We start from the raw sequence: 11,315 nt of genomic DNA, 5'->3' as shown, positions 1-11,315 counted from the left end.
GGCGGGATTTTGGTCCCGCCGCGCTTGGTCCGAGACGTCCGAGATCAATAGATCTTGGAGAACTTTTCGATGTTGGACTTGTCGAACTGGAAGGGCGGAGCCATCGCAGCCGAGTTGCTGTCATCGAGCGTGACCTTGCCGACGCGGCCGATCGACAGCGTTGCGCCCGGCTTTGCCTCTTCCTTCTTCACCGCCAGATCATGAGCGAGGTAGACGGCGGAGTAGCCGAGGTCGATCGGATTCCAGAGGGCAACCGCCTGGCTGGAACCGTTGTCGATGAACTTCTTGAATTCCGACGGCAGCGCGAGACCGGTGACATTGACCTTGCCGATCAGGTTCGCGTCGGTGACGACCTGGGCAGCGGCAACGACGCCGACGGTGGTCGGCGCGATGATCGCCTTGAGGTTCGGATAGGATTTCAGCAGGCCCTTGGCTTCGTCGGTGCTCTTGGCCGAATCGTCATCGCCGTAGACGGTGGCGACGAGTTTGATCTTGGGGAATTTATCCGGCAGGATCTTCTTGGCCGCGTCGATCCAGGCGTTCTGGTTGGTCGCGGTGGACGAAGCCGACAGAATGGCGACTTCGCCGCCTTCCGGCAGATAGTCGGCGGCAAGCTTGATGATGGTCTCGCCGATCAGGCCGGTGTCGGACGGGTTGAGGTGCAGCTGGCGGCCTTCCTTGGCGACGCCCGAATCCCACGAGATGACGGTGATGCCGCGCTCCATCGCCTTCTTCAGCACCGGCACCAGCGCGTCGGCGTCATTGGCCGAAATCGCAATGGCGTTGACCTTCTGCGCGATCAGCGAATTGACCACTTCGATCTGCGCTTCGGCGGTCGCCTTGGTCGGGCCGGTGTAGATGATGTCGACATCGCCGAGTTCCTTGGCCGCCTCTTCGGCGCCCTTGTTGGCGGCGTCGAAGAAGCCGTTGCCGAGCGACTTCACCACCAGCGCGATCTTGACGTTCTCGGCATAGGCGGCATTCACGAACATGGCGGCCGAGAACGCGGCCGTCACCATCAATTTCTTCAGAAAGCTCATCGTATTTCCTCCCTTGAGCGTTGCATTCCATCGTCGCTGCGGTTGGCCTCAGGCCTGCAGCGAGGATTCTTCCTTTGCCGACTTGCGGGCGACGATCATCGTCACACCCGCGGCCTCCAGCATGTTGGCTTCGCGATCCTCGATGCCGTCATCGGTGATGACGGTGGCGATGCGCTTCAGCCCGCACAGGATCAGGCTCGAGCGCTGGCGGAATTTCGATGAGTTGACCAGCACCACCAGTTCGTCGGCCTGGTCGATCAGTTTCTGCTCCGCCTGGATCAGCAGCGGGTCGCCTTCCATCAGGCCAAGCGGCCCCAGCCCTTGAGCGCCCATGAACATGCGGCGCGCGTAGAAATTACGCGTCACGTCATTGTCGAAGGGCGAGAGGATGATGTTCTGCTCGCGGTAGATGGTGCCGCCCGACAGCATGACGGTGTTCTTCGAATGCTTGAGCAGGTGCTCGGCGATGGGGAACGAATTGGTGAAGATCGGCATGCGGCGTCCGGTCAGGAAATGCACCATCTGGAAGGTGGTGGTGCCGCCATTGATGATGATCGGCTCGCCGTCCTTGCACAGCTCCACCGCTTCGCGCGCAATCGCGCGCTTCTGCGAAGCATTAAGCGTTTCGTTGACGGAAAAGGGCCGGCCGGCGAGGCCGATGAACTGCGGTGGCGAGATCGCCTCGGCGCCGCCGCGCACGCGGCGCAGGCGCTTTTGCACATGAAGAGCCGCGATATCGCGCCGGATCGTCGCCTCGGAGGAGTCCGTCAGGTCGACCATCTCCTGCACCGTCACCACAGGCTTTTCCTGGACGGCGGACAGAATGATCCTGTGGCGCTCTTTTTCGTGCATGGTTCCTCCCTGCATGGTCATGAGGCACTAGAAAACCACCAGTGTCAATCATTTTCGCTCATATAATTTCATTGTGCAGTGCAATATGATCGATCTTGATCGTTTATGATTGACAACCGAGATGCTTGCGTAGACATTTCCGGCAAAATGGACCGCGCCTTTTGCGTCCCAGGGAGGATAATCATGCTCGACAAGCGCTCCGGCTCGCGCCTTGCCAACCTTTGGGACGATGCGAAAGCCAAGGGGCTGAGCGAGCCTGAGCTTCTGGTCTATCGCTCCAACACGCTCGGCTCCGACAAGCGTGTCACCAATTATGGCGGCGGCAACACCTCGTCCAAGATCCGGCAGAAGGACCCGCTCTCCGGCGCCGAAGTCGAAGTGCTATGGGTCAAGGGCTCGGGCGGCGACAGCGCCTCGATCAAGCTGGACGGTTTCGCCACGCTCTACATGGACAAACTGCAGGCGCTGAAAGGCCTCTATCGTGGCGTCGCGCATGAGGACGAGATGGTGGGCTATCTTCCCCACTGCACCTTCAATCTCAACCCGCGCGCGGCCTCGATCGACACGCCGCTGCACGCCTATGTGCCGAAGCCGTTCGTCGATCACATGCATCCCGATGCCATTATCGCGATTGCCGCGGCCAAGGATTCCAAGGCGCTGACCAAGGAAATCTTCGGCGACGCCATCGGCTGGCTGCTATGGAAGCGGCCGGGCTTCGAACTTGGCCTGTGGCTTGAGAAATTCTGCGTCGAACACCCCGAGGCCAAGGGCGTCATCCTCGAAAGCCACGGCTTGTTCACCTGGGGCGACACACCCAAGGAGTGCTACGAAACGACCATTTCGGTCATCAACCAGGCGATCGAATGGTTCGAGCGCCGCTCCGAGGGTCTCGCCATCTTCGGCGGCGAAGTCGTCAAATCGCTAGACGCCGCTGAGCGCCGCGCCATCGCGGCGAGACTGATGCCGAGGATCCGCGGCCTGATTTCGGAGAAGAGCCACAAGCTCGGCCATTTCGACGATTCCGCCGCCGTGCTCGAATTCGTCAACTCCAGGGATTTGCGCCCGCTGGCGGCACTCGGTACCTCATGCCCGGATCATTTCCTGCGCACAAAAATCCGCCCGCTGGTTATCGAGTTCGACCCAGCGAAGCCCGACGTCGAAGCCGTAATTGCGCGCCTCGCCGACGATATCGCTGAGTACCGTGTCGGCTACCAGGCCTATTACGACAGCTGCAAGCATCCGGACTCGCCCCCGATCCGCGATCCCAACGCCGTGGTCTACCTGATGCCCGGCGTCGGCATGTTCACCTTCGCCGGCGACAAGGCCACCGCCCGCATCTCTGGCGAATTCTACGTCAACGCCATCAATGTCATGCGCGGCGCCTCGACCGTTTCGTCCTATGTCGGCCTGCCGGCGCAGGAGGCCTTCGACATCGAATACTGGCTGCTCGAGGATTTGAAGCTGCAGCGCATGCCGAAGCCGAAGTCGCTCGCCGGCCAAATCGCGCTGGTCACCGGCGGCGCCGGCGGCATCGGCCGCGCCACCGCCAGCCGGCTGCTGCGCGAAGGCGCCTGCGTCGTGCTGGCCGATATCGACGAGACCGCACTTGCCAACGCCAACGACGAACTGGCGAAAGCCTATGGCAAGGACTTCGTCCGGCCGGTGCTGATCAACGTCACCGCGGAGGAGCAGGTGATTTCCGGCTTCGCCCAGACAGCCGTCGAGTTCGGCGGCATTGATATTCTCGTCTCCAACGCAGGCCTCGCCTCCTCGGCGCCGATCGAGGAGACAACGCTGGCGCTGTGGAACAAGAACATGGACATATTGTCGACCGGCTATTTCCTGGTCTCGCGCGAAGCCTTCCGGCTGTTTCGCGCCCAGAAGATCGGCGGCAATGTCGTCTTCGTCGCCTCCAAGAACGGCCTTGCCGCGTCACCCAACGCCGCCGCCTATTGCACCGCCAAGGCCGCCGAAATCCATCTCGCCCGCTGCCTCGCGCTGGAAGGCGCGGAAGCCCAGATCCGGGTCAATGTCGTGAATCCGGACGCCGTGCTGCGCGGTTCGAAGATCTGGACCGGCGAGTGGAAGGAACAGCGCGCCGCCGCCTACAAGATGTCGACCGACGATCTGGAAGAACACTACCGCTCGCGCTCGATGCTGAAGCGCTCGGTGTTTCCGGAAGACATTGCCGAAGCGATTTATTTCCTGGCGTCCGACATGTCGGCCAAATCCACCGGCAACATCATCAACGTCGACGCCGGCAACGCGCAGAGCTTTACGCGCTGAGTTAAGGGCGGAGCGCTTCTCTTCTCCCCGTCACTATAAGGGGAGAAGGTGGCCCGAAGGGCCGCATGAGGGGCAGCGCTGACTGAACGCATTGGGAGGAATAGCACTTGTCCGAAACCATCATCGCCGCCGATCTCGTCTCCAGCCACAACGCCCAGCGCAAACCCGACCTCGAGCGCGACTACGCCTCTCTCGGGGAACGCCTCGACCGTCGCGGCATCGCCATCGACGCCATCCGCGGCAAGGTCGAGAAATTCGCCGTCGCCATTCCGTCCTGGGGCGTCGGCACCGGCGGCACACGCTTTGCCCGCTTTCCCGGCGCCGGCGAGCCGCGCGACATTTTCGACAAGATCGAGGACTGCGCAGTCATCAGCCAACTGACGCAGGCGACACCGACCGTCTCGTTGCACATCCCGTGGGACAAGGCCGATCCGAACCGGCTGAAGCAGGCCGCCTCGCGCTTCGGCCTCGGCTTCGACGCCATGAACTCCAACACCTTTTCGGATGCCAGGGATCAGACGCTCTCCTACAAATTCGGCTCGCTTTCGCATGCCGATGCCGGCACGCGCCGCCAGGCCGTCGAGCACAATCTCGAATGCATCGAGATCGGCAAGACGCTGGGGTCCAGGGCGCTGACAGTGTGGATCGGCGACGGCTCGAATTTCCCCGGCCAGGTCAATTTCGCCAAAGCCTTCGAGCGCTATCTCGACGCCATGAAGGAGATCTATGCCGGACTGCCCGCCGACTGGAAACTGTTCACCGAACACAAGATGTACGAGCCGGCTTTCTACTCCACGGTCGTGCAGGACTGGGGCACCAATTACATGATCGCCAAGGAGCTGGGCGACAAGGCCTACTGCCTGGTCGACCTCGGCCACCATGCGCCCAACGTCAACATCGAGATGATCGTGTCGCGGCTGATCCAGTTCAAGAAACTCGGCGGCTTCCACTTCAACGATTCCAAATATGGCGACGACGACCTCGATGCCGGCTCGATCGATCCCTACCGGCTGTTCCTGGTCTTCAACGAACTGGTCGATGCCGAGCTGTCCGGCGCCGAGGGTTTCGATCCCGCCCACATGCTCGACCAGAGCCACAACGTCACCGACCCGATCGAAAGCCTGATGCTGTCGGCAGTCGAGGTGCAGCGCGCCTATGCGCAGGCGCTGCTGGTCGACCGCAAGGCGCTCGAAGGTTTTCAGGACGGCAATGATGCGCTGATGGCGACGCAGACGCTGAAAGCTGCCTACCGCACCGATGTCGAGCCGATCCTGGCCATGGCGCGGCTGAACACAGGCGGCGCCATCGATCCAGTCGCCGCATATCGCGCGGCGGGCTACCGGGCGAAGGTCGCGGCGGAACGGCCGGCGGTTGTGGCCGGTTCAGGCGGGATTGTTTGAGATTGGCTAATCTCCACCACAGGGGGGAGATCAGCTTGCCTCCGCCAGCAGGCGAACACCAATGTTCGCTCACATTGATGATGGACTCGGCCGCTCCATGTAGGTCTTCTAGGCACACTGCACTTGGAGCACCGCCATGCCCTTGACCCGCCGGACGCTGATTGGCGTCACCCTTTCGCTCGCAATTGCGCTCGCGCCATCCGGCGCGCTCCATGCCGCCTCGCCTCAACCGGCGAAGGGCGAGCACGGCATGGTCGTCACCGCCCAGCATCTGGCGTCGGAAGCCGGCGTCGAGGTGCTGAAGAAGGGCGGCAATGCCGTCGATGCGGCGGTCGCCGTCGGCTATGCGCTCGCCGTCGTCTACCCCAATGCCGGCAATATCGGCGGTGGCGGGTTCATGACCATCCGCTTCAAGGACGGCAAATCGACCTTCCTCGATTTCCGCGAGCGCGCGCCGCTGGCGGCAACCAAGACCATGTATCTCGACAAGGACGGCAATCCGGTGAAGGGCGCCAGCCTTGATGGCTACCTCGCGGTCGGCGTACCGGGCTCCGTGGCAGGGTTCGAGATGGCTCGTGAAAAATATGGCACGCTGCCACGCCAGGATTTGATGGCGCCGGCAATTGCCTATGCCAAGGATGGCTTCATCCTCGACCAGGGCGACGCTGCTTCATTCGCAAGCAATGTCGCACGGCTGGCGAAGGACCCTGCCGCCGCCGCCATCTTCCTGAAGCCGGACGGCAAACCCTATGGCGCCGGCGAGCGTCTCCTCCAGCCCGATCTTGCAGCCTCGCTCGCCGCCATCTCCGAAAAAGGCGCCGACGCCTTCTACAAAGGCGCCATTGCCGACGCCATCGTCAAGGCGAGCGGCGCCAGGGGCGGCATTCTGGCCAAGGCAGACTTCGAGCAATATAAGATACGCGAGCTGCAACCGGTGAGCTGCACCTATCGCGGCTATGAGATCACGTCCTCGCCGCCGCCAAGCTCCGGCGGCGTTATCATCTGCGAAATCCTCAACGTGCTGGAGGGCTACCCGCTGTCCTATCTCGGCGCCGGCTCGGCCGAGACGGTGCATGTCATGGTCGAGGCGATGCGTTACGCCTATGTGGACCGCAACTCGGCGCTCGGCGATCCCGATTTCGTCGACAATCCGGTCTCGAAACTGCTCGACAAGGGTTACGCCAAGGAGACCCGCGACAAGATCGACCCGTTCCGCGCCGGCGTCTCGCAAAATTTGATGCCGAAGGGCTTCGGCGAGTCGAAGGAAACGACGCACTATTCGATCATCGACGATGACGGCAATGCGGTCGCGGTCACCTATACGCTGAACGGCTCGTTCGGCGCCGGCGTGGTCGCGGACGGCACCGGCATCCTGCTCAACAACGAGATGGATGATTTCACCCAGAAGCCTGGCGTGCCCAACCTCTACGGTCTCGTGCAGGGAGAGGCCAATGCCATCCAGCCGAAGAAGACGCCGCTGTCATCGATGAGCCCGACCATCGTCGCCAAGGACGGCAAGCCGTTCATGGTTATCGGCAGCCCCGGCGGCTCGCGCATCATCACCATCACGCTGGAAGCCATCGTCAACGTCATCGACCACGGCATGAACATCCAGGAGGCGATCGACGCATCGCGCATCCACCATCAATGGCTGCCCGACACGATCTATGTCGAACCCTTCGGCCTGTCGCCCGACACGGAAAAACTGCTGGCCGGCATGGGCTACCACCTCGATCTCGCGGATTCTACCTGGGGTCAGGCTGCCGGCATTCTTGTCGGCGGCAAGAGCCTGGCGGAAATCGAGAAGGGCGGCGGCGCCCGCTACAACGGCGCCATCGACAGCCGCGCCGCATCCGGCGAGGCGATTGGCTACTGATCAAAACAAGAGATTAATCAGAGGACGAGCGTAAGCGTCGACCCGACGAGCATCAGCGCGGCGATCACGACGAACGCCGCGTAGATGCGGGGACGGTCGAGGAGCAGCGCATTGCCCGATATCCAGGCCGCGGTTGCGCCGCCAAGCGCAAACAGGAAGCCGTTCCGGTGACCAAAGGTCATGGAAGCGGCCATCAGCCCGCCAATGATCAGCGCGCCGAAGACGATGATCACGGCAACGGCGTATTTCTCGAAGTCGTTGCCGCCGCCCATGGCCGGGCCGATCGCGTTCAAATTCGTCAGATCGTCCGGATCGAACGGATTGGTCGATCCATATTCATCTTGACCGACAGGTTCTCGCATCATTCATTCTCCGCTGACCGGCAACAAATCATCAACATCTGCCGAGCGCAACCGGATCGCGCCGTGCCGAAGGCCGCCGATGCGGTCTTCAACACTTTCTGATGCCGACTTGCCACGGTTTTTTTGCGCCGGTTCACAAAATCTACCCTGCTTTCGGGTCCACACGCCTGAATTACCTGGAAAATGAATTACCTGGAAAAATCGCTGCGCACGATGCCGTGCCGCTGCAGCTTGTCGTAGAAGGTCTTGCGCGGAATGCCGAGCGCTTCAATCGTGCGCCGGACATCGCCGTCATTCCGGCCAAGCGCCTCGCGGATGACATTGGCTTCATAGCGTTCCAGCCGTTCCGGCAGTGAGCTGGCGTCATCCGGCTCCGCCGGGGCGGAAGGTGGCGCTTGCGCCGCTTCCTCGAGTCCCAGCACGAAACGCTCGGCGAAATGCGCGAGTTCACGCACATTGCCCGGCCAGTCGTGCTGGCTCAGATGGCGGTGCACTGAGGCAGGCACTGCTGGCATTTGCCGGCGGAAGCGGGCGGCTGCACGCTCGGCGAAGTAGAAGAACAGCAGGGCGACGTCGTCGCGGCGTTCGCGCAGCGGCGGGATCGAGATCGTCACCACATTGAGCCGGTAGTAGAGATCCTCGCGGAAGGCGCCGCGCCGGCTGGCATCGCCGAGATCGACCTTGGCGGCGGCGACGACGCGCAGGTCGACCGGCCGGATTTCATTGGTGCCGAGCGGCGTCACCTCGCGCATTTCCAGCACCCGCAGCATCTGCACCTGGGTCGAGGCCGGCATGCTTTCGATCTCGTCGAGGAACAGCGTGCCGCCGCTCGAATGCTCGATGCGGCCGATGCGCTTCTTCTGTGCGCCGGTGAAGGCGCCTGCCTCATGGCCGAACAGCTCGCTTTCAATGACCGTGTCCGGCAGCGTGCCGCAATTCAGCGCCACGAAATTGCCCTTGGCGCGGCGGCTCCAGCGGTGCAGCAGGCTCGCCACCACCTCCTTGCCGGAGCCGGTCTCGCCGGTCACCAGCACGTCGACATCGGTGTCGGCGATTTGCCGCAGCGTGCGGCGCAATCGCTGCATCGCCGGCGTCTGCCCGATCAGCGGCAGGCCGTCCTGCGCCTGTTCGGCGCTTTCGCGCAAGGCGCGGTTCTCCATCACCAGCCGGCGCTTTTCCGCCGCCCGAGCCACACTTTGCGCCAGCCGGTCGGCGGCGAAAGGCTTGGTGATGAAGTCGTAGGCGCCATCCTTGATCGCCTTGACCGCAACCGCGATGTCGCCATGCCCGGTGACCAGGATGACCGGAATGTCGGCATCAAGCTGCAAGACGCGGTCGAAGAGCTGCAGGCCGTCAATGCCGGGCATGCGGATGTCGGACACCACCACGCCGGGAAAATTGGCGTCGAGCCCGGCCAGCGCCTCGGCCGCCACCGCAAAGGCCGAGACGGAAAAACCAGCGAGTTCCAGCGTCTGCCGAGTGGCCCTCAGCAATTCGCTGTCGTCGTCGATCAATACGACCGGTGCGGTGTCCATCATGCTGCCCTGGCGAGGTGAATGGTAAAGCGCGTGCCGGCCTGGCCGCTCGCCACCTCGATGCGCCCGCCATAATCGGCGACGATGTCCTGCGAGATGACGAGGCCGAGCCCCAGGCCTTTTTCCTTCGAGGTGTTGAACGGCGTGAACAATGACTTGAGGATGGCAGGCGAAATGCCCGGCCCATTGTCGGCGACGGCAAGCGCCACGCCGTCGGCCGTCTCCTGGGCCGACACCTGCACCCTGGCGCCGTCGCGCCCGTCCAGCGCTTCCAGCGCATTCTGGAACAGGTTGATCAGCACCTGTTCGAGCCGCAGCCGGTTGCCCATCACCTTGAGCGTTACCGGCGGCAGCGTGATATCGAGCGCGTCCAGCCGGCCGGCAAAGCGGCTTCTGAGCAGCACCACGGCGCCCTCGATGACGCCGCGCAGTTCGACCGGTTCGGCTGCCGTGCGCCCCTTGCGGGCAAAGACCTTCAACTCTTCGGTGATGCCGCCGATGCGCTCGGTCAGCGCGGCAATCGCTCCAAGGTTCTCCTCGGCCGAGGCGGTCTGCTTGCGCTCCAGGAACACACGCGCATTGTCGGCATAGGCGCGGATGGTCGCCACCGGCTGGTTGATCTCATGCGCGACGCCGGCGGCAACCTGGCCGAGGGTAGCAAGACGGTTGGCCTGCACCAATTCCTGCTGCATGACCTGCAGCTTGGCTTCGGTGCTGCGGTGATCGGTGATCTCGGCCTGCAGCCGGTCGCGAGCCAGGCTGAGGTCATGCGTACGCTCGACGACGCGGCGCTCGAGCTCGATGCGCGCTGCCTGTTCGGCGGCGATGCGCATCTGCGCCGACTGACGGCGCCACAGGAGGTAGCCGGCCAGCGCCAGCAACGGCACCACAACGCCCAGCGCCAGCAGCCGCATCTCACGCACCGCAGCCGCGATCGGCGCTTCGACCGGCACGAGATAATCGAGCCGCCATGGCGTCGATTGGACCAGTGTCGAAAGCCTGAGATATTCGGCATCGCTGCCGCCCGGTGTTATCGCATGCACCATCGACACGTCAGGGCTCAATGCCTCGGGGCGTGTGATCGGCAAGGGGATCAGCGGCGCGTTGCCGAATTGCTGGCTGCTCCGGATGGCGGCAGCCACCGGGCCGGTCAGCGGCGCGGTGGTCATGAAGCGCCAGGACGGCACGCTGGTGATCAGCACGACGCCGTGGTCGTCGCTGACATAGGCCGGCCGGTTGGCCTCATGCCAGTCGGCTTCAAGCTGGTCGAATTCCATCTTAACGACGACGACGCCGAGCGGTGCCGCCGCATTGCCGACGCGACGCGAAATATAGAGGCCCGGGCGCTTGCTGATGTTGCCCAGCGCAAAATATTCGGCCGTTCTCGATTGCATGGCGCCGGAGAAATAGGCGCGGAAACCATAGTCGTTGCCGACGAAGCTGGTTGTTTCGCGCCAGTTGCTGGAGGCGATCGCAAACCCGTCGACGCCGGTGACGTAAAGCACCGAAGCCTTGGTGCCGGAGACCAGCCCTTCGAGCTTGCGGTTGAGCACGTCGATCGTGACAGCGCCCTTGTTCTGCAGGGCGTCATGCACCTGCTGGTCCTCGGACAAGAGCAGCGGCAGCGCCCGCGGGCTTTCCAGCACGGCGCGCAGCAACGCAACCTTCAGATTGGCATCGGTGCGGCCTTGCGCCGCCAGTGCCGCGACCTCGGCGCGGCGCGCGTAGAGGCCGGCGCCGGTGAGCGCCGTGGCAACGATCACCAGCGCGATCGCCGCAAACAGCAGCCAGGCGCGACGCGCGCGTTTGCCGAGTTGCTCGGGCGTCGGCGACAGGACCGCGGCAGGGCGTTGCAGCATTCCCTATTTGTGCATGATTTCGCACAAAGCACAATTCAGTCATGCGGATGTCCGCACTTGCGTTGAGCGGCAGCAGCCTCGATCGGACGAATACCCAACAAAATC

8 protein-coding genes are annotated in these 11,315 nt (G+C 63.2%); 3 read left to right on the top strand and 5 right to left on the bottom strand.

The window, feature by feature from the left end; translation table 11 throughout:
* Nucleotides 1-44: 44 nt before the first annotated feature.
* Nucleotides 45-1,040, bottom strand: a complete 996-nt coding sequence (rhaS, locus tag ACYG9Y_RS21095; protein ID WP_023681923.1) for a rhamnose ABC transporter substrate-binding protein — start codon at nt 1,038-1,040, stop codon at nt 45-47.
* Between the two features lie 48 nt (nt 1,041-1,088).
* Nucleotides 1,089-1,892 (bottom strand): DeoR/GlpR family DNA-binding transcription regulator, encoded by an 804-nt coding sequence (locus ACYG9Y_RS21090; protein WP_460223140.1) that lies wholly within the window; start codon nt 1,890-1,892, stop codon nt 1,089-1,091.
* A gap of 183 nt (nt 1,893-2,075) precedes the next feature.
* Here ACYG9Y_RS21090 and ACYG9Y_RS21085 point away from each other — a divergent pair, with 183 nt between their 5' ends.
* The 3 genes from ACYG9Y_RS21085 (at nt 2,076) to ggt (ending at nt 7,454) form a co-directional block, all read left to right on the top strand.
* On the top strand, nt 2,076-4,178 hold the full coding sequence (locus tag ACYG9Y_RS21085) for a bifunctional rhamnulose-1-phosphate aldolase/short-chain dehydrogenase (protein WP_023681921.1): 2,103 nt from the start codon (nt 2,076-2,078) through the stop codon (nt 4,176-4,178).
* Nucleotides 4,179-4,285: 107 nt separating this feature from the next.
* Nucleotides 4,286-5,578 (top strand): L-rhamnose catabolism isomerase, encoded by a 1,293-nt coding sequence (gene rhaI / locus ACYG9Y_RS21080; RefSeq protein ID WP_023681920.1) that lies wholly within the window; start codon nt 4,286-4,288, stop codon nt 5,576-5,578.
* Between the two features lie 136 nt (nt 5,579-5,714).
* On the top strand, nt 5,715-7,454 hold the full coding sequence (gene ggt, locus ACYG9Y_RS21075) for a gamma-glutamyltransferase (protein ID WP_023681919.1): 1,740 nt from the start codon (nt 5,715-5,717) through the stop codon (nt 7,452-7,454).
* A gap of 17 nt (nt 7,455-7,471) precedes the next feature.
* On the opposite strand, the gene ACYG9Y_RS21070 is transcribed toward ggt, so the two are convergent.
* The 3 genes from ACYG9Y_RS21070 to ACYG9Y_RS21060 all read right to left on the bottom strand — a co-directional run bounded on the left by ACYG9Y_RS21070 (nt 7,472) and on the right by ACYG9Y_RS21060 (nt 11,210).
* Nucleotides 7,472-7,819 (bottom strand): hypothetical protein, encoded by a 348-nt coding sequence (locus ACYG9Y_RS21070; RefSeq protein ID WP_032885862.1) that lies wholly within the window; start codon nt 7,817-7,819, stop codon nt 7,472-7,474.
* Nucleotides 7,820-8,004: 185 nt separating this feature from the next.
* Entirely contained in the window at nt 8,005-9,354 is a 1,350-nt protein-coding gene (locus ACYG9Y_RS21065) for a sigma-54-dependent transcriptional regulator (protein WP_023738227.1), read from the bottom strand.
* Nucleotides 9,351-11,210 (bottom strand): sensor histidine kinase, encoded by a 1,860-nt coding sequence (locus ACYG9Y_RS21060; protein ID WP_023738228.1) that lies wholly within the window; start codon nt 11,208-11,210, stop codon nt 9,351-9,353. Before ACYG9Y_RS21060 ends, ACYG9Y_RS21065 begins: the two co-directional genes overlap by 4 nt.
* Nucleotides 11,211-11,315 lie beyond the last annotated feature (105 nt).

It is taken from the genome of Mesorhizobium sp. W050, from assembly GCF_054719535.1.
Note: the sequence above shows the minus strand (reverse complement) of the source record. Positions and strands in the feature narration are given on the sequence as shown.

Coding starts and splice junctions, on each gene's coding strand:
- rhaS (WP_023681923.1), bottom strand. CDS start 1,040: ATGAGCTTTCTGAAGAAATTGATGGTGACGGCCGCGTTCTCGGCCGCC.
- ACYG9Y_RS21090 (WP_460223140.1), bottom strand. CDS start 1,892: ATGCACGAAAAAGAGCGCCACAGGATCATTCTGTCCGCCGTCCAGGAA.
- ACYG9Y_RS21085 (WP_023681921.1), top strand. CDS start 2,076: ATGCTCGACAAGCGCTCCGGCTCGCGCCTTGCCAACCTTTGGGACGAT.
- ggt (WP_023681919.1), top strand. CDS start 5,715: ATGCCCTTGACCCGCCGGACGCTGATTGGCGTCACCCTTTCGCTCGCA.
- ACYG9Y_RS21070 (WP_032885862.1), bottom strand. CDS start 7,819: ATGATGCGAGAACCTGTCGGTCAAGATGAATATGGATCGACCAATCCG.
- ACYG9Y_RS21065 (WP_023738227.1), bottom strand. CDS start 9,354: ATGATGGACACCGCACCGGTCGTATTGATCGACGACGACAGCGAATTG.
- ACYG9Y_RS21060 (WP_023738228.1), bottom strand. CDS start 11,210: ATGCTGCAACGCCCTGCCGCGGTCCTGTCGCCGACGCCCGAGCAACTC.